Source organism: Lentzea sp. NPDC102401 (assembly GCF_044765805.1).
In the GTDB taxonomy this organism is placed as follows: domain Bacteria; phylum Actinomycetota; class Actinomycetes; order Mycobacteriales; family Pseudonocardiaceae; genus Lentzea; species Lentzea sokolovensis.
Genome location: NZ_JBIWKS010000001.1, coordinates 838,965 through 863,395, shown reverse-complemented (window position 1 = coordinate 863,395; position 24,431 = coordinate 838,965). Strand labels below are relative to the sequence as shown.

Annotated in this window: 26 protein-coding genes and 1 pseudogene; 9 read left to right on the top strand and 18 right to left on the bottom strand. The window is 70.0% G+C overall.

What is annotated here, in order from left to right:
• Positions 1-36: 36 nt before the first annotated feature.
• Positions 37-918: a cellulose binding domain-containing protein gene (locus ACIRG5_RS03805; RefSeq protein ID WP_402899658.1), complete on the top strand. Its 882-nt coding sequence runs from the start codon at positions 37-39 to the stop codon at positions 916-918.
• Here the strand turns inward: ACIRG5_RS03805 and ACIRG5_RS03800 are convergent.
• From ACIRG5_RS03800 to ACIRG5_RS03790, 3 genes are read right to left on the bottom strand one after another with little or no spacing between them, the layout of a single operon-like run.
• Positions 890-1,231 (bottom strand): DUF4387 domain-containing protein, encoded by a 342-nt coding sequence (locus tag ACIRG5_RS03800; protein WP_402899656.1) that lies wholly within the window; start codon positions 1,229-1,231, stop codon positions 890-892. The two genes, ACIRG5_RS03805 and ACIRG5_RS03800, sit on opposite strands and share 29 nt — an antisense overlap.
• Positions 1,224-2,606 (bottom strand): acyclic terpene utilization AtuA family protein, encoded by a 1,383-nt coding sequence (locus ACIRG5_RS03795; RefSeq protein WP_402899653.1) that lies wholly within the window; start codon positions 2,604-2,606, stop codon positions 1,224-1,226. Before ACIRG5_RS03795 ends, ACIRG5_RS03800 begins: the two co-directional genes overlap by 8 nt.
• Positions 2,607-2,621: 15 nt before the next feature.
• On the bottom strand, positions 2,622-3,878 hold the full coding sequence (locus tag ACIRG5_RS03790; protein ID WP_402899650.1) for an MFS transporter: 1,257 nt from the start codon (positions 3,876-3,878) through the stop codon (positions 2,622-2,624).
• Positions 3,879-3,987: 109 nt separating this feature from the next.
• Between ACIRG5_RS03790 and ACIRG5_RS03785 the strand changes: the two genes are divergently transcribed.
• A complete protein-coding gene (locus ACIRG5_RS03785) occupies positions 3,988-4,710 on the top strand; it encodes a GntR family transcriptional regulator (protein ID WP_402899647.1) in 723 nt (240 codons plus the stop codon).
• On the opposite strand, the gene ACIRG5_RS03780 is transcribed toward ACIRG5_RS03785, so the two are convergent.
• The gene (locus ACIRG5_RS03780) at positions 4,699-5,412 is read right to left on the bottom strand and encodes an alpha/beta fold hydrolase (protein WP_402899644.1); all 714 of its coding nucleotides are present in this window, start codon (positions 5,410-5,412) and stop codon (positions 4,699-4,701) included. The genes ACIRG5_RS03785 and ACIRG5_RS03780 overlap by 12 nt on opposite strands.
• Positions 5,413-5,477: 65 nt before the next feature.
• Here ACIRG5_RS03780 and ACIRG5_RS03775 point away from each other — a divergent pair, with 65 nt between their 5' ends.
• A complete protein-coding gene (locus ACIRG5_RS03775) occupies positions 5,478-5,900 on the top strand; it encodes a MarR family winged helix-turn-helix transcriptional regulator (RefSeq protein WP_402899641.1) in 423 nt (140 codons plus the stop codon).
• Between the two features lie 4 nt (positions 5,901-5,904).
• Here ACIRG5_RS03775 and ACIRG5_RS03770 read toward each other — a convergent pair whose 3' ends face one another.
• From ACIRG5_RS03770 to ACIRG5_RS03755, 4 genes are all read right to left on the bottom strand, one after another.
• Positions 5,905-6,993 (bottom strand): DSD1 family PLP-dependent enzyme, encoded by a 1,089-nt coding sequence (locus ACIRG5_RS03770; RefSeq protein ID WP_402899639.1) that lies wholly within the window; start codon positions 6,991-6,993, stop codon positions 5,905-5,907.
• Complete coding sequence (locus ACIRG5_RS03765; RefSeq protein ID WP_402899636.1) at positions 6,990-7,919, bottom strand: ornithine cyclodeaminase family protein; 930 nt, start codon at positions 7,917-7,919, stop codon at positions 6,990-6,992. Before ACIRG5_RS03765 ends, ACIRG5_RS03770 begins: the two co-directional genes overlap by 4 nt.
• Positions 7,916-8,596, bottom strand: coding sequence for a transcriptional regulator (locus tag ACIRG5_RS03760; RefSeq protein WP_402899633.1), 681 nt, complete (start codon positions 8,594-8,596; stop codon positions 7,916-7,918). Before ACIRG5_RS03760 ends, ACIRG5_RS03765 begins: the two co-directional genes overlap by 4 nt.
• Before the next feature lie 77 nt (positions 8,597-8,673).
• Positions 8,674-9,423, bottom strand: a complete 750-nt coding sequence (locus tag ACIRG5_RS03755) for an SDR family NAD(P)-dependent oxidoreductase (protein ID WP_402899630.1) — start codon at positions 9,421-9,423, stop codon at positions 8,674-8,676.
• A gap of 91 nt (positions 9,424-9,514) precedes the next feature.
• On the opposite strand from ACIRG5_RS03755, the gene ACIRG5_RS03750 reads away from it, so the two are divergent.
• Positions 9,515-10,114, top strand: a complete 600-nt coding sequence (locus ACIRG5_RS03750) for a TetR/AcrR family transcriptional regulator (RefSeq protein ID WP_402899627.1) — start codon at positions 9,515-9,517, stop codon at positions 10,112-10,114.
• Positions 10,115-10,205: 91 nt separating this feature from the next.
• Positions 10,206-10,349, top strand: a complete 144-nt coding sequence (locus ACIRG5_RS03745) for a hypothetical protein (protein WP_402899624.1) — start codon at positions 10,206-10,208, stop codon at positions 10,347-10,349.
• Positions 10,350-10,400: 51 nt separating this feature from the next.
• Here the strand turns inward: ACIRG5_RS03745 and ACIRG5_RS03740 are convergent, their stop codons facing one another.
• Both ACIRG5_RS03740 and ACIRG5_RS03735 read right to left on the bottom strand, forming a co-directional pair.
• The gene (locus tag ACIRG5_RS03740; protein WP_402900895.1) at positions 10,401-10,784 is read right to left on the bottom strand and encodes an RICIN domain-containing protein; all 384 of its coding nucleotides are present in this window, start codon (positions 10,782-10,784) and stop codon (positions 10,401-10,403) included.
• A 303-nt stretch (positions 10,785-11,087) separates the two neighbouring features.
• Positions 11,088-12,716 (bottom strand): annotated as a pseudogene (locus ACIRG5_RS03735) (beta-L-arabinofuranosidase domain-containing protein); the annotation flags it as partial.
• Positions 12,717-13,113: 397 nt separating this feature from the next.
• Between ACIRG5_RS03735 and ACIRG5_RS03730 the strand changes: the two are divergent.
• The 4 genes from ACIRG5_RS03730 to ACIRG5_RS03715 all read left to right on the top strand — a co-directional run bounded on the left by ACIRG5_RS03730 (position 13,114) and on the right by ACIRG5_RS03715 (position 15,435).
• Positions 13,114-13,566, top strand: a complete 453-nt coding sequence (locus tag ACIRG5_RS03730; RefSeq protein ID WP_402899621.1) for a hypothetical protein — start codon at positions 13,114-13,116, stop codon at positions 13,564-13,566.
• A 77-nt stretch (positions 13,567-13,643) separates the two neighbouring features.
• Positions 13,644-14,444, top strand: coding sequence for a histidine kinase (locus ACIRG5_RS03725; RefSeq protein WP_402899618.1), 801 nt, complete (start codon positions 13,644-13,646; stop codon positions 14,442-14,444).
• The gene (locus tag ACIRG5_RS03720) at positions 14,435-14,791 is read left to right on the top strand and encodes a sensor histidine kinase (RefSeq protein WP_402899615.1); all 357 of its coding nucleotides are present in this window, start codon (positions 14,435-14,437) and stop codon (positions 14,789-14,791) included. The genes ACIRG5_RS03725 and ACIRG5_RS03720 overlap by 10 nt, the downstream gene beginning before the upstream one ends.
• Entirely contained in the window at positions 14,791-15,435 is a 645-nt protein-coding gene (locus tag ACIRG5_RS03715) for a response regulator (RefSeq protein ID WP_402899612.1), read from the top strand. Before ACIRG5_RS03720 ends, ACIRG5_RS03715 begins: the two co-directional genes overlap by 1 nt.
• Here ACIRG5_RS03715 and ACIRG5_RS03710 read toward each other — a convergent pair.
• The 8 genes from ACIRG5_RS03710 to ACIRG5_RS03675 form a co-directional block, all read right to left on the bottom strand.
• Positions 15,428-15,580: a hypothetical protein gene (locus ACIRG5_RS03710; RefSeq protein WP_402899610.1), complete on the bottom strand. Its 153-nt coding sequence runs from the start codon at positions 15,578-15,580 to the stop codon at positions 15,428-15,430. The two genes, ACIRG5_RS03715 and ACIRG5_RS03710, sit on opposite strands and share 8 nt — an antisense overlap.
• On the bottom strand, positions 15,565-15,903 hold the full coding sequence (locus tag ACIRG5_RS03705; protein ID WP_402899607.1) for an RDD family protein: 339 nt from the start codon (positions 15,901-15,903) through the stop codon (positions 15,565-15,567). The genes ACIRG5_RS03710 and ACIRG5_RS03705 overlap by 16 nt, the downstream gene beginning before the upstream one ends.
• A gap of 96 nt (positions 15,904-15,999) precedes the next feature.
• Positions 16,000-16,839 (bottom strand): LacI family DNA-binding transcriptional regulator, encoded by an 840-nt coding sequence (locus tag ACIRG5_RS03700; protein ID WP_402899604.1) that lies wholly within the window; start codon positions 16,837-16,839, stop codon positions 16,000-16,002.
• Positions 16,829-19,306, bottom strand: a complete 2,478-nt coding sequence (locus tag ACIRG5_RS03695) for a glycoside hydrolase family 2 protein (RefSeq protein ID WP_402899601.1) — start codon at positions 19,304-19,306, stop codon at positions 16,829-16,831. Before ACIRG5_RS03695 ends, ACIRG5_RS03700 begins: the two co-directional genes overlap by 11 nt.
• A complete protein-coding gene (locus tag ACIRG5_RS03690) occupies positions 19,303-20,058 on the bottom strand; it encodes an ABC transporter ATP-binding protein (RefSeq protein WP_402899598.1) in 756 nt (251 codons plus the stop codon). Before ACIRG5_RS03690 ends, ACIRG5_RS03695 begins: the two co-directional genes overlap by 4 nt.
• Positions 20,055-21,734, bottom strand: coding sequence for a dipeptide/oligopeptide/nickel ABC transporter permease/ATP-binding protein (locus tag ACIRG5_RS03685; RefSeq protein ID WP_402899595.1), 1,680 nt, complete (start codon positions 21,732-21,734; stop codon positions 20,055-20,057). The genes ACIRG5_RS03690 and ACIRG5_RS03685 overlap by 4 nt, the downstream gene beginning before the upstream one ends.
• Positions 21,731-22,729 (bottom strand): ABC transporter permease, encoded by a 999-nt coding sequence (locus ACIRG5_RS03680; protein WP_402899592.1) that lies wholly within the window; start codon positions 22,727-22,729, stop codon positions 21,731-21,733. Before ACIRG5_RS03680 ends, ACIRG5_RS03685 begins: the two co-directional genes overlap by 4 nt.
• 2 nt (positions 22,730-22,731) lie before the next feature.
• Positions 22,732-24,396: an ABC transporter substrate-binding protein gene (locus ACIRG5_RS03675; protein WP_402899589.1), complete on the bottom strand. Its 1,665-nt coding sequence runs from the start codon at positions 24,394-24,396 to the stop codon at positions 22,732-22,734.
• Between the last annotated feature and the right edge of the window lie 35 nt (positions 24,397-24,431).

Genomic DNA, 24,431 nt, shown 5'->3' with positions numbered 1-24,431 from the left:
AGCGACTTCCGTGACGGTGGACAGTCGGGGGTTGTGGTGGCGTGCAGGCACCTGCTGGTGTTGTCGGTGTTGTTCATCGGTGCGTGTTCGGCCGCGCCCGCGGCACCGGCGCCGTTGCCCCAGACCCCGCTGAAGCCGCCGACGCTGGTCAACGAGGTGGTGCCGCCGCAGGACGTGCTGACCGTCGTGCGCGATGTGGTCGACGGCCGCACCGTGGAGTTCGCCGACGGCACGAAGGTCCGCATCGCCCTGCTGGCGGAACCGAAGGAGTGCTTCGCGAAGGCCGCGCTCGACTTCGCGAGATCGACGTTGCTGGCGAGCTCCGTCCGGTTCACCGCACTGACGCCCGGCGAGGTGAACCTGGAGTTGGAGGACGGCACCGACTACGCGGTGCTCGCCGTGCGGCAGGGCGCGCTGAAGCCGGAAGGCGTCGACGGCGGGCCGATGATCGCGGCACGGGACGAGGCCACCGCGGCCAAGCGAGGGTTGTGGGGCCCGCCGTGCGAGGGCTCCGACACGACGAAACCTGCTCCTCCCACGACAACGACGACCCAGGCCCCGCCACCACCGCGCACGACGACCGCGCCACCGCCGGCGAAGGCGTGTGCGGTCGCCTACCGGGTCACCGGGCAGTGGCAGGGCGGGTTCCAGGCGAGTGTGACCGTGCGCAACACCGGCACCGCGGCGGTGAACGGCTGGTCGCTGCTCTGGGTCTTCGCGAACGGGGACGGCATCCGCGACATGTGGAACGCCACCGGAAAGCAGTACGGGCCGATCGTCAGCGCCACGAACGCGAACTACAACCAGCAGATCGCGGCGGGGGCGTCGGTGCAGATCGGGTTCAACGGCAGCTCCCGCGGCACTCACACACCGCCGACGACGTTCTCGTTCAACGGCCTGAAGTGCTCGGTGGAATAGTCAGCGACGCCAGTGGGACGTGGTGCTGCCCGGCGTGGATGTCGCGGTCCAGCAGTCCGCCCTGGGGAACGGGCCGCGGGAACGAGATCTTGACGACGTTCAGCGACGGGATCCGGAAGATCTGGACGTCCTCGGCGCGCACGCCGTACAGGAACGCGATGGCGTCCTCGTTGATGATCTCCGGCGCGGCCGCCAGGGCGTAGTCCTCGGGGTTGCGCAGGAACAGTTCCATCGTGACCCAGAACGGTCCGGCGTTCTTGGAACGGACCTCCAGTGCGATGTCGCCGAACGTCTGCGCGGGCTGCTCAGTCATGGACAACGGCCTTCCGGTGCTCGATGCGGAACATCTCGGTGGGGGTGCGGGTGTCGACGACGTGGTTGAGCACGAACTCGTAGACCGGGCCGCGTTCGGTCTCGGCGGGGGAGGTCGCGAACGCGAGGCTGGGCAGGTACGCCATGTCCGGGGTCGGCAGGTGCAGCATCAACGGGTTGGCGACCTTCGCGACGGCCGTCGCGAGCTCCTGGGTGGCGGCGCGGACCAGCAGCATCACGGCGATCTCGCGCGGGGGGCGGGTGGCCGGTTCGAGCGAGCCCAGCACGGCGTCGTAGCCGTAGCGGCGCAGGTCGAAGGAGTAGTCGGCGCTGTCGAGGCCCAGGGTCTGCTCGACGCGGGCGGTGAAGACCTTGACGAACAGGTCGGTCCACTCCTCGATGTTCGCGAGGATGTGCTCGTCGCGGATGGCCGTGAACGACATCGTCTCGTAGCCGGTGATCCTGGCGCCCTCGAGCTTGACCGTGTGCTGGTCGGCCGGGTGGAACAGCGAGCCTTCGACGCGCACGCGCCGTTCGTCGAGGGCCGTGTAGGTGGCCTCGGTGACGTCCAGCTCACCGGCGGGTTCGCGCATCCGGAACGGGTTCACGGTCTCGTAGAGCATGTGCGCGGCAACGGAGATCGGTGTGCAGGCGGCGTCGGGGTCGAGCGGTTCGATGGTAAAACCGGTGTGGTCGATCGTGGCGAGAACGCCGCCCGCGCGCGGGTTCGTCGTGCACTGCCCGCCGCATTCGACGATCTTCGCCGCGTGCCACGCCGGACCCGCGGGCATGCCCCTCATCAACGGCACCGCGGCGGCGAGGGCGGTGTCGGTCGCGCGGCCCGCGAGCACCACGTCGGCTCCGGCGCGCAGGGCCTCCTCGATCGGTTCGTGGCCCATCATCCCGACGACGTGGGTGCAACTGTCCACAGTGGTCTCATCGAGTGCGGCGGACGGTGCCAGCGGATGCACCGCGCGTTCCCGCAGGCGTGCCTTGACGAAGTCCGCGCGTTGCCCGCTGAAGATAGTCGCGACGGACAGGTCGAGCTTCTCCTCGCACAGGACGTCCTCGACGATCCCGGCGACCCAGGCGACGCCGGAGTCGGTGCCGCTGGTGCCGCAGGACCCGACGATGAGCGGGATGTGGGCCCGCGCGGCGGCGCGGAGCAGGATTCGCAGGTCGCGGGCGACGGCCGCGGCGGTCGTCTTGGCGGTGCCCGAGCCGAGGTAGTGTGGGCCCGAGTCGGTCGATCCGCCGTCCACGGCGATGACGTCGGCGCCCAGCTCCAGCCCCCGGTCCACGGAGGACTGGGTGAAGCCTGCGCCGAGCATGCCGGTGGGCGTCAGGACGCGGACAGCTCCGATAGGAGCGCTCATGTGCGGTTTTCCTTTCTACAGCGAGACCGAGCGGCGTCGGCTCAGGACGGCGACGCGCAGGATCACGGCGGTGGCGAGCGCGGTGATCAGGGCGATGTCGAGGAGCATGTAGCGCCACCCGGTGATGTCGACCATCGCGCCGACCACTCCCGGTCCGACGAACCCGCCAGCCGCCCAGCTCACCGTGTACAGGCCGGTGTACACGCCGATCACGCGGGCGGACGGCGCCAGGTTCCACAGCACGACGGCGGCGTTGATCAGGAACCCGGACGCTCCGGCGGCCGCGACGCAGAAGGCGACGACCGTGGTGGCGGGAGTCGGCACGAGGCTGCCGAACGCGAGGGAGACGCCGAAGACGACCATCCCGATCGTCATCGTCCGGATGCGCCCGATGCGTTCGGCGAGCAGCGCGGCGGGATAGGCGGCGAGGAGGAACGCGACGCCGCTCGGGAACGTGAGCGAGCCCGCCTCACCTCGGGACAGGGCAAGGGTTTCCATGCCGTACGGGGTGAACAACGACCGCGAGGAGAACCAGGCGGACGCGAACAGCAGGACCGCGGTGACGACGAGAAGCCGGCTGCGGTCGTGGTCGCGCAGGATGTCCCTGGCCAGATCCCGCAGGCGCACGGGCGTCTCGTCGTGGGCGTCCTCGGTGAGCGCGAGCTGGTAGCCCCTCGACGTGTTGTCGCGCACCCGCGAGACGAGAACCGCCGTGCTCACCAGCATGATCAGGGCGGGGACGGTGAACGCGAGCTTCGGGTGGTCGTCCACCATGAACGCGCTGACGAGCGCGGACACGATGACCGTCGTACCGGAGGCGATCTTCACCACCGCGTTGGCCCTGCCCCGGCGTTCCGGCTCGATGAAGTCCGGCAGCAACGCCTGGGCGATCGGCTTGAAGCTGTTGCCCACCAACGAGTAGACGAAGATGACCGCGATCAGCGCCGGCAGCGCGGTCGCCAGCGGGATGAAGACGAACAGCACCGCGGCGAGTGGCATGCCCACCGCGAGATAGGGAACTCGCCGGCCCCACCGCGTGCGGGTGTTGTCCGAGCGGTTGGCGATCCAGGGCTGGACGAAGATGCCGAGCAGGTTGTCCATGCCCATGAGCAGGCCGACGATCGCGGTGCTGGCGATGTGTTCGCGCAGCAGCGGAGGCACCTGGGCGTCGTAGAAGTCCCAGGTCGTCTCCTGTGCGAACACGGCGAGCGCGACGAAGAACGTGATGCGCCTGGTGAGCCTCCGGTCGACCGGCGCGGCGAGTGACGACATCGGGAAGCCTCCGTTGGCTCGGGAACGTCGCGGCGACCCCCAAGCTAGGATGCTATAGCAAAATTAGCAAGCAATAGCTTAAGTGCTTGTCGTAGTATCGGTGCTCGTGATGGCCGACAAGGATCCTCAGTCCGACACGCTGGCAGGCCGGGCCTACCGCTCGGTCCAGGAGGCTATCGCCGCGGGTGACCTGGCTCCCGGCGAGAAGATCACCGAACGCGGCCTTGCCGAACGGCTGTCGATGAGCCCCACGCCGGTCCGGGAGGCCATCCGCCGGTTGGAACAGGACGGCCTGATCAACAGGATCGGCCCGCGCACGGTCGTCGTCGCGGACATCGGCGCCTCCGCCGTCGAGGACCTCGCCGAGGTCGAGATCGCGCTGCGCGGCCTCATCGCCCGGTTCGCCGCGCGTCACGCGACCACCGCCCAGCTCGACGAGCTCGACGCCGTTCTCGACGAGGCGGACGACCTGCTGATCGTCATCAAGCAGCGCGACGCCGAGGGCCGCGCGGTCGAGAAGCACCTGAACACCTTGCTGGACACCATGCAGCGCTTCAACGACGCGGTCGCCGCCTGCGCGGGCAACGCCGTTCTGGCCCGGCTGCTGGAGCAGACCAGGGTGTTCACGCGGGCGGAGCGCCGGACGCGGATGCTGGACCGGGTGCTCGCGGACCACCGGTTCGGTCTCGACCGCTACACCAGCCACCGCGCGCTCGTCCGGGCCCTGCGCGCGGGCGACTCGGCCGCCGCGGAGCAGATCACCATCGACGACGTCCGCGGCGGGCTGGACGACCTGCGGCGCGAGCCCGGCCAGGTGCCGTCAGCGAACTGAGAGCACCGCGTCGAGGAGTGCCTCGGGTGACTCGACCTGCGGCAGGTGACCGGTGCGGGGCAGCGGGGTGAACGTCGACCGCGGGATCGCGGCGGCGAAGGCCTTGCCGTACTCGGGGGAGACGATGCCGTCGCTCTCGCCCCACACCACGTGGACGGGCACCGGCGTCTGGCCGAGCCGCGCGGCGAGGGTCGGATCGGCCATCGCCGGCCCGGTGTAGCCGATCAGGGCCTGCACGTCCGGGCCTGGGCCGGCTGCCGGCTGCGGTGCCTTGCTCGGGTCGTGCCACGAGAGTTTCCGCAGCTCTGCCGGGGAGAGGCCGCGGACATCGGTGACGGGGTGGCCGCCGACCTCGACGCCGATCCCGTTGGCGATCACCGCGCTGCTCACCCGCGGGCTGCCGAGCAGCGCGATCTCGGCGGCCACCCAGCCTCCGAAGGAGTTGCCGATCACGGTGACGCCGGTGAGGTCGAGGCGGTCGAGCAGGTCGACGTAGGTCCTGGCCAGGCCGGCGACGTCGATGAGGTCGTCCGGTTTCGGCGTGCCACCGAAACCGGGGTGCGTGGGCAGCAGCACCCGTGCGTGAGCGCGTTCGGCGAGCAGGTGGGCGAAACCGGCCATCGTCGGCACGCCACCACCGCCGTGCAGCAGCAGGAAAGTCCGGGTGTGGTCGAGATCCAGCAAGGTCAGTTCGGAAGTCATATAAGGAACCTTAGATAAGGATGCTTATATAAGCAACCTGTCCTCAGTCGGGTAGGCTGGCCCGCATGCCTCACCGTCCCGCCGACGTCGGCCTGGCCGTCAAGCGCCTGCAACACCGCCACCACCGAACGATGAGCCAGGCGCTGGCGCCGCTCGGACTTTCGCTGGTGCAGTGGGACACGCTGCGACACTTGGCCCGCAACCCGGACGCGTCGCTGCACGACCTCGCGGTGCTGACCTTCCAGACCGACCAGTCCTTCGGGTCGCTGGCCACGCGGATGGCCGACCGCGGTCTGATCGAACGGATCCCAGGGCCGGGTCGTCCCGTCCGGCACCGGCTCACCGCGGAGGGGGAGAGGCTGCTCAAGGCCGGGCAGGACCTCGCCGACGGCGTCCTGGACGCGTCGTTCCGGAACCTCTCCGCGGCGCAGCTCGACCAGCTGGGTGACCTGCTCGCCCTCGCGCTCGGCGCCGATCCGACGGCGTGATCCGTCACCACCCGCGCAGGCGGCTCCAGGTGGCGCCGCTGGCGAGGTGGTAACGGTCGTGCTGGGCGGCGGTGGCGCAGGCGTGGTTCGGCAGGATCCGCAGACGGGTTCCGATGGACAGATCGGGTACGGGCTTGCCGTCCCGCGTGCTCAGGACGCCGTGCTCCTGGCTCGCCCCGGTCATGAGCAGGTCGGGGATCAGGTCGCCGTGCTCGTCGGCGACGAGTCCGTAGCCCTGGTCGACGGCCTGCGCCTGCGTGCCGCGGTCCCGTGACATGGCCATCCAGCCGCCGTCGGTGAGCACCCAGTTCTTGTCGTGCCGGTGGCCGATCACCGTGACGACCACGGAGAGCGCGAGATCGTCGAGGCCGCAGACGCCGATGCCCGCCATGACGAGGTCGAAGAAGACGTAGTTGCCGGCGCGGACCTCGGTGACGCCCGTCAGGTCGGTCGCCGCGTGCGCGGTGGGTGTCGAGCCGACGCTGACGATCGGGCAGCGCAGCCCGGCGGCGCGCAACGTCTCCGCGGCGGCGACAGCGACGTCCCGCTCGTTCTGAGCGGCCTGCCGCAACGACTCCGGTGTGCGAGCGAAGTAGGACTCGCCCGCGTGGGTGAGCACGCCGGCGAGGTGCGGGCCGAGTGACCGTCCGATGTGGACGAGGGCGGGATCGGCGGGTGCGATGCCGCCTCGGTGCCCGTCGCAGTCGATCTCGATCAGGACCGGCATCCGGAGGTTCTCCCCGGCCGCGAACCGGGTCAGCGCCTCGGCCTGCTCGACGGTGTCGAGCAGGACGGTGAGAGTCACGCCGCGTCGGAGCAGTGCGGCGACGCGGGGAAGTCTGTGCGGGTCGAGGCCGACCGCGTAGAGCACGTCCCGGTAGCCCGCGTCCGCGAAGTGCTCGGCCTCGGCGAGGGTGGACACCGTGATCGGTCCATCCGCGTGGACCCGTTGCGCGACCTCGACGGACTTGGACGTCTTGACGTGCAGCCGCAACGGCACACCGAGCTCGCTCAGGTGGTCGCGGAGCCGGGCCGCGTTGCGGTCCAGCCGGTCCGTGTCGATCAGGGCGTACGGGGTGTCCACAGTGGTCATTCGGGGTCTCCCGGGGAAGCGGCGCGGCGACGCAGCAGGGCGGCGGCGAGAGTGAGGTCCTGCAAGGCGAATCCGGAGCTGTCGAACACCGTCACGTCCTCCGGTGAGGTCCGTCCTTCGGCATCGCCGGCGAGCACGGCGCCGAGTGCGACCGGCACGGAGTGGGCGTGCTGGAACTCGCCGATGGTCCGGGACTGCTCGGGAAGGTCGCAGAACAGCGAGGCGCGGTCGTACAGGGCGACCGGCAGCTCCTGCTTGCCGGGACCGTCGGCCCCCATGGCGGAGATGTGCGTGCCCGGCGTGACCCAGCTCGCGTCGAACAGGGGCTCGCGGGCGGTCGTGGCCGTGACGAGCACGTCCGCCTCGGCGATCCCGGTTCTGGTGTCGACGGGTTCGGCTTTCAGACCGGTCACCTCTGTCACTTCCGCTGCGAACGCCTGTGCCGCGTCAGCTCGTCTGCCCACGACGAGGATCCGGTCGATCGGCCGCACCCGGCTGACGGCGCGGACCTCGTGCAGGGCCTGGTGCCCGGTTCCGATCACGGTCAGCGTGCGGGAGTCCTTGCGGGCCAAAGTGTCCACGGCGAGCGCGTCGGCGGCGGCCGTGCGGTAGGCGTTGGCGGCCGCGGCCTCGACGACGGCGCTCAGCCTGCCGGTGGCGGGATCGAGCAGCACGATCGTCGAGCTGTGGCGGGGCAGGTCGGCGTTGCCGGGCCAGAAGCTGCCGATCTTCACGCCGACGAGATCGCCCGCGGCGCCGGACTTGAGGGTGAACCTGTTGTGCGGCAACGACTGCCCGATCACGACGGGGAACGTCGATCCCGTCGCGGTGGCGAGGAACGCCTCGCGTGCGGCGGCCAGCGCGAGGTCGTCGTCGACCAGGGCGGCCGACTCGGACTCGCTGACGAAGGCAGGGCTGTCGGTCACGGGGTGTCCTTCTTCAACTCGGCGAGGTCGTTGTACAGACCGGTGCGGGAGATGCCCAGCCGTTGGGCGATACGTCCTGGCGCGCCGCGCAACGCGAACACGCCGGCCTCGTTCAGCGACCGGACGAGCACCAGCCGCTCGTCACGCCCCAGCGCCGCGACCGGTACGGCGTGCGCGCGTTCAGCGCGTTCGATCAGGGACTCGACGACCTGGTCCAGGTCGCCGGAGAAGTTCGTGGACGCGGTCGGTTCCTCCAGCGCGGACAGGCCGAGCAGGTCCGACAGCACGCCGGTCGCGCGGTTGATCGCCGAGACGTCGATGTTGACGCACAACGCGCCGATCAACGTCCCGTCGACGTCGCGCAACGGCAGCGTCGTGCACTTGAGCACCCGCCCGTCCTGCGCGCGGGTCAGGTAGCCGACCTCGTTGCGGGCCGCGTCCCCGGCGGCGAGGACGCGCAGGCCGATCTCGCTCATCGCGTCGCCGACCTCCCGGCCCGTGACGGATCCGGCGACCGCGACGACCGACCGCTCCTGGTCCCGGTAGTCGTGCAACACCACCTCGCAGCTTCGCCCGAACGTCGCCGCGATGCCCTCGACGACGGGGGACAACGCGGCGAACACGGCGTCCGCGGTGCTGCCTCGGTGAGTCACAGCGGATTCAGGAACGTCTCGCACGCGATCTCCAGGGCTGAACGAAATGTCAGATGCTGGACAAAGTGTCACACGAGCGAGTTCCTGGCGTCCAACTGGAGTCAGATCTGGTTCTCGCCACCGTCGACGTACACGTTGGCGCCGAGCATGAAGCTGCTGTCCGAGGAGGCGAGGAAGGCCACCGCGGCCGCCACCTCGTCCACGTGACCCATCCGACCGATCGCGATCCGGCCGGCCTCGTTCGCCTTGAACGCCTCCGCGTTCTCCTCGCCCACGAGCTCCGTGATCCCGTTGGTGTCGGTCGGCCCGGGGGAGATGGCGTTGACCCGGACGCCGCGGTCCTTGAGTTCATTCGCCCAGGTGCGCGTGAACGTCCGCAGGGCTGCCTTGGACGCGGCGTAGGCGCCGAATCCGGCAGTGCCCCTGTCGGCGGCGGTGGAGGCGTTGATGATCACCGACGCGCCCTTGTTGAGCAGCGGAAGTGCTTTCTGCAGCGTGAAGAGGGTGCCCTTCACGTTGACGCCGAAGACGGTGTCGAAGTCCTCCGCGGTGATCGTCTCGATGGTCGCGAACGACGCGGTGGCCGAGTTGGCGAACAGCACGTCCAGCCCCTGACCGCGCGCGGCGACCGCCTCGTAGAGCCGGTCGAGGTCGTCCGGGTTCGTGATGTCGCCCGGCACCGCCGTCACGTTCTGGCCGATCGCCTCCACCGCGTCGTCCAACTCGGTCTTGCGGCGGCCGGTGATGAACACGTGCGCGCCCTCCTCGACCAGCCGTGCGGCCGTGGCCCTGCCGATGCCTCGCGTGCCGCCACCGGTGATGACCGCGGTCTTTCCTTCCAGCCTGCGCATTCCCTGACCTCCACGATTTTGTGCACCGATCGGTGCATATTGCGACCGTAGCACTTCTGCACCGAACGGTGCGGAAGGGTAGGATGAGGCCGTGGAGAAGGCTCAGATCGGTCGGCCGCGAGAGTTCGACGCCGAGGAGGCCCTCCAGAAGGCGATGGTGGTCTTCTGGGAGCAGGGGTACGAGGGCGCGAGCCTCGCCGACCTGACCGAGCGCATGGGGATCTCCCGCAAGAGCATGTACGCGGCCTTCGGCAACAAGGAGGAGCTCTTTCGCAAGGCGTTGCGGCGCTACTCGGAAGGCACGGTCTCCTACGCCGTCGAAGCGCTGCAGGCGACCACCGCTCGTGAGGTCGCGGAGACGTTCCTCGCCGGCTCGGTCCGCGCCAACACCCGGCCGGGATGCCCCGCCGGTTGCCTCGGAGTGCAGGGCGCGCTGGCCGTCGGTGAGACCGGACGGGTCGCGCGCGACATCCTGACCGAGTGGCGCAACGGGGGCCAGGGGCTGCTGCGCGACCGGTTCGAGCGGGCCGTCGAGGACGGCGACCTGCCCGCGGACGCCGATCCGGACCTGATCGCCCGCTACGTCATGACGATCGGGAACGGTATGGCCGTGCAGGCGGCGGGCGGCGCGACTCGCGAGGATCTTCAGCGGGTGGCCGACGCCGCGTTGCGGAACTGGCCGCCTGCCTGAGGCGGACGACCGTCACGGGCGCAGTCATCTGACAAGTGTCGGCCGCGGGAGCCCGAACCTGCCCAACGGACTCGACGGGCTGCGTGCGGCTGTGCCGTCGCTCGTGGGCTTCGGCTGGAACCCGGAACGGATCTTCGAGGACGGCGACCACGTCGGCCGCATCGTCGAGCACCGGGACGTCGTGCAGCCCTACGTCCCGGCCGGGAAGACCGTCAGCGGCAACGACATGGTCTGAAAGCGCGACGCGGCGGGGCCATGCGGAAGTGTCCGCCGCCGCGTCCGCGGATCAGTTCGCGACCAGGCGCCACCGGTTGTCGGCGCTGCCGTTGTCGGAGTCCTGCACGACCTGCGCACCCGCGGTGGTGGAACCGTTGAGGATGCCGAGCAGTTTCCCGCTGTTGACGTTGCGGATCTTGTAGGTGCCGTCGCCCTGAGCGACGAGAGTCCACTTGTGGTCAGCGGTGCCGTTGTCGGACCACTGCAGGACGCGGGCGTTGTCCGCGGTGGACATGTTCTCCACGCCCAGCACCTTGCCGCTGTGGACGTTGCGGAACCGGACGTCCGACCCGTCGGTGACCATCTGCCAGTTGTGGTCGGCGGTCCCGCTGTCGTGCCACTGCACGGCGAGACCGCCGTCCACAGTGGACATGTTCTGGACGCCCAGCACCATGCCGGTGCCGGCGTTGACCAGCCGATGGCTCGCCGTGCCGCCACCGCCGGTGCTCCAGTAGACGGTGTAGTTGAAGCCGTGTGCGTCGTGGAACGGCCCGAGGTTGACCTGCGTGCCGTTCGCTGTGGCGGTGAACGCCAGTGACGACGTGCTGGTGCGGGTGACGGAGCCGACGTCCAGCGAGGGCAACGCGGACAGGCTGGTGTTGCCGTAGTTGCCCGCCAGCACGGCTGGGCCGTAGGTCAGCGCGACGACGCCGGCGTTGTCGTTGGCGGGCTGGGCGATCACGCGCATCGGCAGTCGCAGCGTCACCACGTCGCCGGACGTCCACGTTCGCGTGAGGGACGCGTAGGTGCCGGGCGTGGCGGTCACGTTCTGCGCGACGCCGTTGACGCTGATGGTCGCGCCCGTGGTCCAGGCAGGGATGCGGAGCCGCATCGTCCACGATCCGCCCGCGTTGCCGGTGACGGTCAGCGTCGTGGTGTCGCTCGCCGGGTAGCTCGTGGTCTGGGTGACCGTGATGGCGCGGGACGACCACGTCAGCACCGACGGTGTGTAGAGGTTCACCGTGAGCGTGGTGCCGTTGAAGAAGTAGACGGAGTCGGCGAGCTTGGTGTTGGTCTCCAGCGCGGTGCCCTGGCAGCACCAGAACGTGCCGTAGTCCGTGCTCCAGTTTCCGCCGCCCCACGCGGGACCGGTGTTGCCGCGCCGGTGGCCGGGGTTGAGGCCGGTGAAGTAGCAGATGTTCCCGTGGGGGTCCGCCGGGTTCTGCTGGCCGATCAGGTGGTTGAGCAGGGCGCGCTCGTAGTAGTCGAAGTAGGCGACCTTGCCGGGATCGGTCAGCCACAGCTCACGGGTCAGCTTGAGCATGTTGAAGGTGTTGCACGCCTCGCACGCGTCGGTGCTGAGGTATGCGGCGATGGCGTTGGGCGCGCGGAAGTGCTCTGCCTGGCTGTTGCCGCCGATGACGTAGGTGTGCGCGCCGACGGTGATGCTCCAGGCGTTGAGGGCGATGTCGCGGTAGCGGGTGGTCCCGGTCGCCTTGTACTCGCGGGCGGCGCCGATCCACTTCGGCACCTGGGTGTTGGCGTGCAGGCCGTTCAGCCGGTCCTGGTTGGCGGCGAGGGGGTCGAACACCGCGGCGTGGTCGAACCGCTGGGCCGTCGTCAGCCAGCGCGCGTCGCCCGTCTGCTGGTAGAGGTCGGCGAGCACCGCGTTCATGCCGCCGAACTCCGTGCCCAGGACGTTCTGCATCGTGCTGTAGGACAAGCGGGCCGTGCGCCAGTCCACCCATCCGGCGAAGCGCAGCAACACGTCGCGCGCCTGGGTGTTGCCGATGTAGCGCCATGCGTCGAGCAGGCCGGCGAGGGTCTTGTGCAGGGAGTAGTACGACACGGACTTGGGCGAGCCGGCCTCCATCGCGTCGAAGTCCGACTCGGGGAAGCCCGACAGGTAACCGGTGGTGAACCCCGCCGCCGAGTTGTTCGCCTGGCACTTGGCCAGCTCGGCCACCACGTAGTTCGCCTTGTCGCGGCACGTCGTGTCACCCAGGACCGCCCACGCCTGCGCCCATGCCGTGAGGAAGTGTCCCTGGCTGTGCGTGCGGAACGGGAAGTTCGGGGCCTCCCACCCGCCCAGCGCTGCGGCGCCGTTCGTGGACAGCCGGTGGTTGGCGCGGAAGTTGTAGAGCAGACGGTCGACGTCGACGAACCGCAGGTAGGACAGCGTGCGGTTCTGGTTGTCCAGCCACCTGCCCGACGTCAGGCGGACCTCGGACAGGTCGAACGCGAAGGCCGAGACGCCCGCGTCACCACGGGCAGGGGGCACCGTCGCGGCCTGGGCCGAACCTGCCAGCAGCGACGGCGCCGCGGTCGCGACAGCGGCCACACCCGCGGCTTGCAGGAGCCTGCGTCGGCTCAACGATGAGGACATGGGGACGCTCCCGTCGCTCGGCGAGGCGGTGCGGTTCGGAATGAGTCGCACCGACAGCGCGGAGCCGGACTGCCCACGTTGGCCCCGAGACGGAACGTAGCCACGAGTGCATCGAGCGGTCAACGCTAAATGTGAGCGTTAACTTTAGCGGTTTTGCGGAGAATCGAACGCGATTCGACGCTCGGGCAGCACTGCTGGAGGACGCTATGGATGCCGTTCGGGTCGCAATGTTATCGCTCACATGATCAGTGGGCGAACTGGTGCGCGGCGGTGTACGACGGAGAGCCCGGCATGCTGGCGGCCTTCACGGACCGCCGCAACCGGGCTCTCGTCCGAAAGTACTAGATGGCAATCCGTTGTGCTGCAACCACTTTCGCCGCGTTCTACGGTCGTGATCATGACTACTGCAACGGGCAGGACCACGCCGCCGGGCACCATCATCGCTGCGTTCGTGGGGTTCCTCGTGTCGTGCGTCTTCGCGGCGACGTCCGTGGGTGTCCTGGTGGGCACGCACGACGACCTCGTCGAAGCGCTGAGGGCGTCGGGGACGACGATGACCGAAGAGCAGCTGCAGAGCGCCGCCACGTTCACCCAGGTGTTGTTCGCGAGCATCGCGGTCGTGATCGCACTGGTCCAGCTGTGGCTCGCGATCAAGCTCAGGTCGGGACGCAACTGGGCCAGGATCCTGCTCACCGTGTTCACGGTCTTCCAGGTGGCGTCGCTGTTCATCGGGGAGGGAACGGCGACGCTTCCCGCATATGCCGGCGCGGCGGTGGCCGCACTGGCGGTGGTGGCGAGCTACCTGCCCGCCTCCAACGTCTACGTCGACGCGGTCAAGCGGGCGGGGTAGCGGGATCCTCCGCCGGGGCCGGGGCCAGAATGCCGGTATGACCGCAGGGGGGACAGCCGGCGCGGCGAAGCGTGTTCGTGGCCGAGGTCGCGATGCTGCTCGTGGCGACGGTCGTGGACGCGGTGCAGGTGTCCGGTGGGGACGGTCCGCGGGGCGTGCTGGGACCGTTGCTCACCACGGTGGTGCCGTACGCGGGCACGGCGGCCGCGATCCTGGCGGTCCTGCGCCGCAGGGTCCCCTGCCGGATCGAGCTGCTGGCGGGCGCGGTCATGGGATTGTCGCTGCTCGGCACGGGGGCCGCGGCGTTCGTGGATCAGCTTCCCGCGCAGCCGCCGTTGACGGAGGTGCTGGCGGTGCTGTTGCTGGCCGCCGCCGGATGCCGCCGGCTCCCTCCGGCGCGGGCGGCGGCGCTGGCCGTCGCCGCCTGCGTCACCGTCGTGCTCGCTCCCATCGTGCGCTACGGCCTGGACTATCCGGCGGCGTTGTTCCCGGTGGCCGCGGCGCTGGCGTGGGGCGCGGCGCTGGCGCTGGGCCTGATCCTGCGGGACGCGGACGCCCGGCACCGCCGCGAGCTGGAGCGCATCCGCACCGAGGACCGGCTGCAGCTCGCGCGGGACCTGCACGACCTGGTGGCGCACCACGTCACCGGCATCGTGGTGCGGACCCGTGCCGCCCAGGCGCTGGCCGCGAATCCGGCGGCACCGGCCCAGGACCCCGCCGAGGTGTACGACCAGATCGAGCACGCGGCGGCCGAAGCCCTGAGCGCCACGCGCGGACTGGTCGGTGTGCTGCGCAGCGACGAGCCACTGCCGTCACCGAGTCTTGTCCTGGGTGACGTCGTGCGCGCTGCGGCGGGGAGGAGGTGGCGGTGCACGTAGGTGACGACGTCGAAGCACTTCCGTTGCCACCCAGGGTTTCCGTCGCTCTGCACCGGGTGCTGCTCGAGGCGCTGACCAACTCCCGCCGGCACGCGCGTGCCACCGGTGTGCGGGTCACGGCTCGATCCGACGAGGACGGCCTGGTGCTGGAGATCGACAACGACGGTGTGCGGGACGGCGTTGCGGCGCAGGGCGGACATGGGGTCCTCGGCATGACCGAGCGGATGGCCGAGCTGGGTGGCGACCTCGTCGCGGGTTCGCACGGGCACGACGGCTGGCGGGTCACCGCGCGGCTGCCGCTGGGACCGGACGACGATCCGTTCGACACCGTGCCGAGGGGGATCTGATGACGATCCGCGTGCTGATCGCCGACGACCAGACCCTCGTGCGCACCGGTTTCCGGCTGGTCCTCGACGCCGAGCCCGGCATCGAGGTGATCAGCGAGGCCGCCGACGGGGAGGCGGCGGTGAGGCTGGCGCGGCAGCTGCGTCCCGACGTGACGCTGATGGACATCCGCATGCCGAAGCTGGACGGGTTGCGGGCGACCCGGCTGCTGGCCGGACCGGGCGTCGAGGACCCGCTGCGGGTGCTGGTCGTCACCACCTACGACGTCGACGAGAACGTCTACGCCGCGTTGCTCGCCGGGGCCTGCGGGTTCCTGCTCAAGGACGCCCGGCCGCGGCTGCTGGTGGAGGCGGTGCACGCCGCGGTGAGAGGCGAGGCGCTGGTCTCGCCCGCCGTGACGGTGCGGCTGCTCGCGCACTTCACCGGCGGCACCGGGCCCGAGCGGCCCGGCGAGCCGTTGACCGGCCGCGAGCTCGACGTCGTGCTGGCGGTGGCCCGTGGCTGGACCAACGCCGAGATCGCCGACCGGCTGCACGTCTCGTTGTCGACGGTGAAGTCGCACCTGACCAACGTCCAGGGCAAGCTCGGCGCGCGCAACCGCACCGAGATCGCGATCTGGGCGTGGCGCAGCGGCCTGCTCAGGTGACGGGGTCCGCCGGGGAGGGGCAGCGCACCACCATCGTGCCGGCGACGATGTCCCCGAGCCTCTGGTTGCGAGGTGTCACCGCGATCAGCACCGCGCCGACCAGGCCCATCAGCAGGCCGTCCACGGCCATCAGCAGCCACCGCACGAAGTAGTCCCGCAAGACGGCTCACCGCCGCGCAGCGTGGTGATCCGCAGCCCCAGCCAGCGCATCGTCGGCGTCGAACCGCCGTGTCGGTACGGGTACCAGATCTCGATCCACAGCACCCCGAGCAACGACACCGCCACCACCATCGCCCACGGCAGCACCGAGAAGACCTTCGGCGTCATGCCGAGTTTGATGAGCGGCACCGACAGCAGGACGCCGAGGAACACGCTCAGGACGGCGGCGACGGCCAGCAGGGCGAACTCGATGACGTACTGCCAGTAGCGGCGGAGAACGATCGAACGGGCATCCGCGTCGGTGGCCACCCGGCCATCATGCCAAGGTTCGCGGCCGGGCGGGCCGACGGGGCGAGACCTCTTCTCACAGCCGCCGCCCCGGTCCCGAGCCCCGGCGCCACAGTCCTAAGTGGACGCGGGTGCCGTCGTGCCGCGCGGCAGGTAGCGGGCGGTCGGCGACCAGCGCGGCGTGACCGGGCCGCCGTCGATCCGCTCCAGCACTGACTCCGCCACCGACACGCCGAACTGGTGGACGTCGACGCTCATCGTCGTGAGCGCGGGGGAGGCGAGCCGGCACAGCGTCGAGTCGTCCCACGCCACCAGACTGAGCCGATCCGGCACCGCGACACCGAGTTCGGCGGCCGCGGCGAGTCCGGCGACCGCCATCACGTCGTTGTCGTAGAGGATCGCGGTGGGCGGCTCCGGTCCACTCAGGAGCGAGGCGGTGAGCTTGGCGCCCGCCTCCTCCGAGTAGTCGCCCTCGACGATCACCGGGTCGACACCGGCCTGCGCGCACCCGGCCAGCAGCGCGTCGGTGCGGGCCCGCGTGTGCTGCAACGCCGACGGGCCGGTGACCCTGGCGATCCGTCGGTGCCCCAGCGAGAGCAGGTGCCCGAGCGCTTCGGCGACCGGGCCGGTGTGGTCGGTGCGGACCGAGGGCAGCACCGGGTCGTCGCCGACGACGACCGCGGGCAGCGCGATCTCGGCGAGCACGGCGGGGCGGGGATCGTCCGCCACCGGGTTCACCACCACGACGGCGTCGACCAGACCGCGGCCCGCCCAGCGGCGGTATGCGGCGATCTCGGCCTCGTGGTCCGCGACGACGTGCAGCAGGACGGACAGGTCGCGCTCGGCGAGCCGTTCCTCGATCCCCGCGATGAACTCCATGAAGAACGGCTCGACGCCGAGCAGGCGCGCGGGCCGCGCGAGCACCAGCCCGACCGCGCCGGTCGGTTCAGCGGGCATCGGGCACCGCACGGAGGTCGTTGGCGCTGAGGTCGTTGGCACAGCGCAGGACCAGTGGATCGGTGAAGGCCGCGGGATCGACGAAAGCGTCCGTGCGGATGTGGAACACGCGCACCTCTCCTGCCAGCATCGGCACGAGCGAGTCGTCAGCGACGGCGTCCGGGGCGACCCGGTCGGCCAGGATCGTGACGTCCCGCGCGAACGAACCGGCGCGCACCTCGACCTCGTAACCGCCGGGCACGGCCTGTGCCTGGGCGGAGAGGGGACGCGGGTCGTACGCCAGTTCGACGTCCTCCCGAAACGGCAGGATCGCGCGGGCTTCGGCGGTGGTCGCCACCATCACCTCCGCGTCGTCGTTCACCGGCCGCGGCAACGCCTCGTCCAGGTCCAGTTCGAGGATCGAGCGGGGCGGCACCGTCCGGCGCAGTCTAGTCAGGTGCAGCGTGACACCCCGGAACGTCTGGCGCTCCAGGGTGAGGTGCGCGTCCCACGGCTCGTCGTGGTCGTTGACGGCGACGAGCACGAGCCGGTCGCCGCGCGGCTGGAAGGTGAGAAGCCGGGGCGCGTACGCGTGCCGCAGCCCGAACCACAGCGGCTTCACCCGTTCCTCGCTGTCGATCGCCGCCCAGGACGTGACCGGCCAGCAGTCGTTGAGCTGCCAGACGATCGCACCGGCCGTGCGCGGCCACCACGAGCGGAAGTGCTCGACGCCGAAGCTCACCGCCCGCGCCTGGTTGAGCTGCGTCGCCCAGTGCCAGTCCTCGAAAGCCGAGGGCACCGGCAGGTGCGCAGCCAGGCCGCGCGCGAGCTTTCCGTTGCCGTCCTCCGCTTTCTGGTGCGTCAGGAAGCTCGGCGAGTCCGGGGTCAGCGGCTCGTCGTGGATCCACCGGGTGAGCGTGGACCACGCCGGCGGGCCCTGGAACCCGAACTCCGAGCAGAACCGCGGCACGTGGTCGCGGTAGTGCTCGTAGGGTGCCTGGTTCCAGACGTGCCAGTCGTGGCGCGTGCCGTGGTTCTCGTCGTTCGGGTGCACGCCGCCGACCGGGCTGTACGGGCTGCTGGGGCAGTAGAACCGGGTCGGGTCGAGCTCGGCCACGATCCCCGGCAGCAGGTCGTCGTAGTAGCCCAGGCCCCACGTCCGGCCGTCGAGCTGCTCCGGCCAGCCCCAGTCGGCGAATCCCCACAGGTTCTCGTTGCCGCCGTTCCACAGCGCCAGCGAGGCGTGGGACATCAGGCGCACGACGTTCTCGCGGGCCTCGGCCTCCAGTTCGCCGCGCACCGGTTCCTCCTCCGGGTACGCGGCGCACGCGAGCGGGAAGTCCTGCCACACCAGGACTCCGCGTTCGTCGCAGACGTCGTAGAAGTCGTCGGACTCGTAGATCCCGCCGCCCCACACTCGCAACAGGTTGACGTGCGCGGCCACGGCCTGGTCGACCCGTCGTGCCAGCCGGTCGCGGGTGATCCGGGTGAGGAAGTGGTCGTCGGGAATCCAGTTGGCGCCCTTGACGAAGACGGGCTTGTCGTTGACGACGATCGTGAACGGGGTGCCGTGCTCGTCCGGGGTGGTGTCGACGGTGATCGTGCGGAACCCGATCCGCTTCGCGGTGCTGTCGAGCTGCTCGGACCCGCCGCGCAGCACGACGTCGAGGTCGTAGAGCGGTTGTCCGCCGTACCCGGCGGGCCACCAGAGTTCGGCGCCGGGCACGTCCACGCGGGCGACCACGGTCGTCTGACCGGCCGGGACGACGACGGTGCGCTTGTGCGCGCCCACGGTGATCAGCAGCGTCAGGGTCTCGGCGGCGTTCTGCGCCCACTCGATGTCGACGTGCAGCTCGACCTGGCCGGTCCCGTCCGGAGCCACCGTCACGATCGGGCGGACCCTGGCCAGACGCGCGGTGTGCCAGCGTTCCAGCCGGACCGGCCGCCAGATCCCCGCGGTCTGCAGGTCCGGTCCCCAGTCCCAGCCGAAGCTGCAGGCCATCTTGCGGATCATGTTGAACGGGTGCGTGTTGACGTGCGCGCGCCGGCCCAGCGCGGCCTCGACCTTCTCGGCGTGGGTCAGCGCGGAGGAGAACGACACGGTGAGGTCGTTGGCGCCGTCCACGAGGAACGGCCGGACGTCGAAGCGGTGGCCGCGGTGCATGTTCGCGGTGTGGCCGAGCAGGTGGCCGTTGAGCTCGATGTCGGCGATGGTGTCCAGCCCGTCGAAGACGAGGTCGGCCTGCTGCCCGGACGTGACGGCGGCGGCGAGGAACCTGGTGCTGTACCGCCAGTCCGCGCGGTGCGTCCAGGCCAGCTCCTCCTCGGCGCGGTCGAGGAACGGGTCGGTGATCAGCCCGGACGCGAGCAGGTCGAGATGGGTGCTGCCGGGCACGGTCGCGGGCACCGTCCTGCCCCGGACGTTGTCCGGTACCTCGTTCGTGGTCGCGGTCAGCTGCCAGCCGTCGTGCAGGTACTGCCGGATCAAGACGGACCTCCCTGGAGGAAACGGGTTTCGGGGTCGGGCGCGGCGGCGGCCAGCTGCCGGGTGTACGGGTCCTGGGGACGCAGCAGCACGTCGTCGCCCGGCCCGCGTTCGACGATGCGGCCCCGGTGCATCACCAGCACCTCGTCGGAGAAGTGCCGGGCGGTGGCCAGGTCGTGCGTGATGTAGAGGACCGCGAGGTCCTCCTCGCGTTGCAACCGGTCGAGCAGCTTGAGCACGCCGAGCCGGATCGAGACGTCCAGCATGGACACCGGCTCGTCCGCGACGATCACCGTGGCGCCCGGTGCGAGCGCGCGGGCGATGGCCACGCGCTGCCGTTGCCCGCCGGACAGTTCGTGCGGACGGCGCCGCGCGAGGTCCGGGGAGAGGCTCACCCGCTCCAGCAGGTGGGGCACCTCCGTCCGGGAGCGGCCGTGCAGCAGCAGGGGCCGGGCGAGGTGGTGTTCGACGGTGTGGAACGGGTTGAGCGACGCGAACGGGTCCTGGAAGATCATCTGAACGTGGTCCCGGTACCGGCGCGACGGCACCGGTTCACCGTCCGGACCGGTCAGCGTGATCTCGCCGGAGGTGGGCCGGACCAGCCGGGCGATCATCCTCGCGATCGTCGACTTCCCCGACCCGGACTCGCCGACCAGCGCGACGGTCCGCCCCGCGGTGAGCGTGAACGAGACACCGTCGACCGCGCGGTGCCGGTGGAACGTCTTGCCGAGGTCGCGGACTTCGAGCGTCGTCATCGGATCAGGGCTCCTCGCTCGCCGGTCAGACTGGGGAACGACGCCAGCAGCTGACGGGTGTACGGGTGCTGCGGCCGCAGGTACATCTCCTCCGCCGCCGCGTACTCGACCACCTCGCCGTCGCGCATCACCGCGATCCGGTCGCTCAGCTCCAGCAGCAACGGCAGGTCGTGCGTGATGAACACGACCGCGAAACCCAGCTCGTCGCGCAAGCGCTTGATCTCGTTCAGGATCTCGCGCTGCACCAGCACGTCGAGCGCGGTGGTGGGTTCGTCCATGATCATGACCTGCGGTTCGAGCAGCAGCGCCATGGCGATCATGACGCGCTGCCGCATGCCGCCGGACAGCTCGTGCGGATACGAGCCGAGCCTGGCGGGGTCGACGCCGACGAGCCGGAGCACCTCCGCGCACCGGGCCTCCCGGTCCGAAGTGGACGTCGACGGACGGTGCGTGCGCAGGACGTCCTGCAGCTGCGCGCGGATCGGCGTGACCGGGTTCAGGGAGTTCATGGCGCCCTGGAAGACCATGGACAGCTTCACCCAGCGGAACTCGCGGAGTTCCTCCGGGCCCAGCGCCAGCACGTCGACACCGTCGAAGACGACCGAGCCGGAGGTGACCTCCGCCGGTGGCCGGTGCAGGCGGTTGATCGCGTAGGCGAGCGTGGTCTTGCCGCACCCGGACTCGCCTGCCAGGCCGAGGATCTCGCCCCGCCGCAACGTCAGCGACACGTCCTTGACCGCGTGCACGGGTGTGGCGCCCTGGTACACGACGTTGAGGTTCGTGACCGTCAGGACGGCGTCCTGATCCGCAGGGGCCACCGCGGGGGTGGTGGCAACGACATCGCGTTTGCGCCTGGGCCGTTCGCGCAACGCGGGGTTGATGATCTCGTCGATGCTGAAGTTGATGAGCGACAGCGCGCCGCCGAACAACGCGATGATCAACCCCGGCGGGACGAACCACCACCACGCTTCCCGTTGCAGCGCGAACCCGTTCTGCGCGTAGTAGAGCATCGTGCCGAGCGTCGAGGAGTCGGCAGCGCCGAGCCCGAGGAACGACAGGCCCGCCTCGCTCAGGATCGCGAGGACGACGGCGAACACGAACTGGGAGGCCAGGATCGGCAACAGGTTCGGCAGGATCTCCACGCAGATCACCCGCCAGGTCTTCTCGCCGGAGACCCGCGCCGCGGCCACGTAGTCGCGGTTGCGCAACGACAACGTTTGCGCGCGCAGCACCCGTGCCGCCGCGGCCCACCCGGTGATCGCGAGCACCAGCGAGATCGTCCACGTGCCGCGCTGGTCGGCGGGCACGAACCCGGCGATGACGATGACCAGCGGCAGACCCGGGATCACCAGCATCACGTTGGAGAACAACGAGAACACCTCGTCCACGACGCCACCCGCGTACGCGCCGACGATGCCGAAGATCCCGGACAGGACGGTCGCCATGACCCCGACGAGCACGCCGATCCACAGCGAGCCGCGAGTGGCGTGCGTGAGCTGGGCGAGGACGTCCTGGCCGATGATCGTGGTGCCGAGCAGGTGGTCACCGCCGGGTGAGGTGAGCCCGATGTCCCTGATGGTGGCCGGATCGCCGGTGAGCAGCGGGCCGAGCAGTCCGAAGAGGACGATCAGCCCGGCCAGGCCGAGCCCGGCGCCGAGTTTCCCTGACCAGGTCATGACACCGTGCTCCGATCCCTCGTGCGGGCGTCGATGAGCCCGTAGAGCAGGTCGACGACCAGGTTCGCGCCGAGCACCGCGACCGTGATCACCAGGAAGATCCCCTGCATCAGCGCGTAGTCGTTGTTCTGCACGGCCTGCAGCAGCTTCGACCCGATGCCGGGGTAGGAGAACACCTGCTCGGTGACGATCGATCCGGACACCACGAACCCGAGCGAGATCGCGAACCCGGCGACGGAGGGCAGCACGGCGTTGCGGGCCGCGTACCGGACCATCACCCGGCTGCCGGTCAGACCCTTGGCCCGTGCGGTCAGCACGTAGTCCTCCGACATGGCCGAGACCATCATGTTGCGCATGCCGAGCAGCCAGCCGCCGACCGACGAGACGACGATCGTCAGTGCGGGCAGGATGCCGTGGTAGAGCGCCGATCCGAGGAACTCCGGACTCCAGCCGGGATCCAGGACCACGTCGTAGCCGCCGTTGAGCGGGAACCAGCCGAGCCCTGACGAGAGCAGCGCGACCAGGATCAGCGCCAGCCAGAAGTACGGCACCGCGGCGAGCATCGTGGTCGCGGGCACCAGCGAGTCGAGCCAGGTGCCGCGCTTCCAGCCGACGAGCGCGCCGAGCCCGATGCCCAGCACGAACGAGATCAGCGTCGCGAGGCCGACCAGCACGACGGTCCACGGCAGCGACGCGCCGATCACGTCGGAGACCTTCGCCGGGAACGCGCTGACCGACACCCCGAGATCGCCGCGCAGCAGGCTGCCCAGGTACGCCAGGTACTCCTGCGCGAACGACTCGCGCCCGCCGGTGCCGAGCAGCGTCTCGTAGGCCTGCCGGGCGGCGGGGTCGACGGAACCGCCGCGCTGCTGGAGTTTGGCCATCAGGATGTCCACCGGGTTGCCCGGCAGCAGCCGCGGGATGACGAAGTTCAGCGTCACCGCCGCCCACAGCGCCGCCAGGTAGAAGGCGACCTTGCGCAGGTGGTAGCCCATCGTCAGGACCCGGCGGGCTTGAGCTTCGCGTACACCTGCGAGGCGTCCGGCCGCTTCCACACGGCGGGGAACGCGTACAGGTCGTCCTTGGTGGGCCAGCCGGTGAAGGCCTTGTCGTTGTACTCGTTCGGGACGCCGCCGGTCAGCACCGGGATGTACGGCATGGACTTCTCGAGCTCGACCTGGATGGCGTCGTAGTGCTGCTGCCGCGCGGGGTTGCCCCGGTCGGTCTTCTTGAGCTCGGCCAGCGCGGCGTCCACGACCGGATTGCTGAACCGGGCGAAGTTCGGGTTGGCCGCCTCACCGACCGGCGCGGTCGTCGCGGTCGAGAAGAAGTAGCTGTAGGTGTAGTACGGGTCCGGCGCCGGGCCCTGTTCCACCGAGTCGATCAGCAGCTCGAACTGGCCGCGTCCGCGCGCGTCCGCCCACTCGTTCCACGACAGCTGCTGCGGCGTGATCTTGATGCCGATCTTGAGCAGCTGCTGGCTCAGGGTCTCCAGCGCGGTGATGTAGTCGGTCCAGCCGGCGACCACCTTCACGGTCAGCGCCAGTGGCTTGCCGTCCTTGGCGTAGATGCCGTCGGGGCCCTTGGCATAACCGGCGGCGGTGAGGATCTGGTCGGACTTGGCGGTGTCGGCGTTCATCGGCGCCATGCGGTCGGTGAGCTTGCCGGAGATCAGCGACTCGTCGCGCGGCTGGAGGGTGTAGCCGGGCGACATCGCGGCGGCGGTGTTCTGGAACGCCAGCGAGTTGATCTGCGTGCGGTTCATGCCGTGGTAGATCGCCTGGCGCACGGCGGGATCGGTCTGTGCGCCCTGACAGCCGAGCTGCGCGTTGGAGCAGGTGAACAACGCGACCTGGTTGAGCGGCAGCGTGACGACCTTGTAGCCGGGGTAGTTCTTCTCGACGTCCTTGATGTCCGGGACCGGGCCGGTCTGCCAGTCGATCGATCCGGCCTTGAGGGCGTCCACGCCCGCCTGGTTGCCCGACAGGGACAGGTAGCGGATCTGTTTCAGCGCGGGCTCGCCGCCCCAGTACTTCGGGTTCGCCTTGAGGGTGAACGACTGCGCCTTGAACTCGCCGAGCTGGAACGGCCCGGTGCCGACCGGGTTCTGGTTCACCTCGGTCGCGGGCGTGGGGTAGTTCTTCCAGATGTGCTCCGGCATGATCCACAACTGGCCGAGCACCTGGGGTCCGTCCATGTAGGACGGTTCGGGGAACTTGACGACCACGTGCGTGTCGTCGACCGCCGTCGTCGTGCCCTTGAAGCCCGTCTTGTTGACAGCGGGGGTCTTCGCGACCATGTCGAGCGTGAACTTGACGTCCTCTGCGGTGAACTTCTCGCCGTCGGACCAGGTCACGTCGTCTCTGAGCGTGACGGAGAGTTCGGTGCCGTCCGGGTTCCACTGGAACTCGGTGCCGAGCAGGGGTTTCGGCGGCTGGTCCTTCGCGATGTTGAAGAAGAACAGCGACTCGTAGATCGTGCCGGGCCCCTCGATCAGGGTGGGGGCGTACGGGTTGAAGTTCAGCTGGTAGTCGCCGGCCTGCCCGGTGTAGACGACGAGGGTGTCGCGGGACCGGCTCGCTCCGCCGGATCCTGAGCAGGCGGCAGTGGCCGCGACGAGCACCGACAGACCGAGTAAGCAGAGCCTCTTGTGCAGGAACATCGTTGATCCTCCCGTGGGCTGGGTGGTTCGCGGCG

Excerpts from the sequence above, each read along its gene's own strand:
- ACIRG5_RS03785 (WP_402899647.1), top strand. The coding sequence starts at position 3,988 with ATGGCCGACAAGGATCCTCAGTCCGACACGCTGGCAGGCCGGGCCTAC.
- ACIRG5_RS03700 (WP_402899604.1), bottom strand. The coding sequence starts at position 16,839 with ATGCCCGCTGAACCGACCGGCGCGGTCGGGCTGGTGCTCGCGCGGCCC.
- ACIRG5_RS03730 (WP_402899621.1), top strand. The coding sequence starts at position 13,114 with ATGACTACTGCAACGGGCAGGACCACGCCGCCGGGCACCATCATCGCT.
- ACIRG5_RS03685 (WP_402899595.1), bottom strand. The coding sequence starts at position 21,734 with ATGACCTGGTCAGGGAAACTCGGCGCCGGGCTCGGCCTGGCCGGGCTG.
- ACIRG5_RS03775 (WP_402899641.1), top strand. The coding sequence starts at position 5,478 with ATGCCTCACCGTCCCGCCGACGTCGGCCTGGCCGTCAAGCGCCTGCAA.
- ACIRG5_RS03715 (WP_402899612.1), top strand. The coding sequence starts at position 14,791 with ATGACGATCCGCGTGCTGATCGCCGACGACCAGACCCTCGTGCGCACC.
- ACIRG5_RS03740 (WP_402900895.1), bottom strand. The coding sequence starts at position 10,784 with ATGGTGCTGGGCGTCCAGAACATGTCCACTGTGGACGGCGGTCTCGCC.
- ACIRG5_RS03770 (WP_402899639.1), bottom strand. The coding sequence starts at position 6,993 with ATGACCACTGTGGACACCCCGTACGCCCTGATCGACACGGACCGGCTG.
- ACIRG5_RS03680 (WP_402899592.1), bottom strand. The coding sequence starts at position 22,729 with ATGGGCTACCACCTGCGCAAGGTCGCCTTCTACCTGGCGGCGCTGTGG.
- ACIRG5_RS03755 (WP_402899630.1), bottom strand. The coding sequence starts at position 9,423 with ATGCGCAGGCTGGAAGGAAAGACCGCGGTCATCACCGGTGGCGGCACG.
- ACIRG5_RS03800 (WP_402899656.1), bottom strand. The coding sequence starts at position 1,231 with ATGACTGAGCAGCCCGCGCAGACGTTCGGCGACATCGCACTGGAGGTC.
- ACIRG5_RS03675 (WP_402899589.1), bottom strand. The coding sequence starts at position 24,396 with ATGTTCCTGCACAAGAGGCTCTGCTTACTCGGTCTGTCGGTGCTCGTC.
- ACIRG5_RS03780 (WP_402899644.1), bottom strand. The coding sequence starts at position 5,412 with ATGACTTCCGAACTGACCTTGCTGGATCTCGACCACACCCGGACTTTC.
- ACIRG5_RS03790 (WP_402899650.1), bottom strand. The coding sequence starts at position 3,878 with ATGTCGTCACTCGCCGCGCCGGTCGACCGGAGGCTCACCAGGCGCATC.
- ACIRG5_RS03795 (WP_402899653.1), bottom strand. The coding sequence starts at position 2,606 with ATGAGCGCTCCTATCGGAGCTGTCCGCGTCCTGACGCCCACCGGCATG.
- ACIRG5_RS03690 (WP_402899598.1), bottom strand. The coding sequence starts at position 20,058 with ATGACGACGCTCGAAGTCCGCGACCTCGGCAAGACGTTCCACCGGCAC.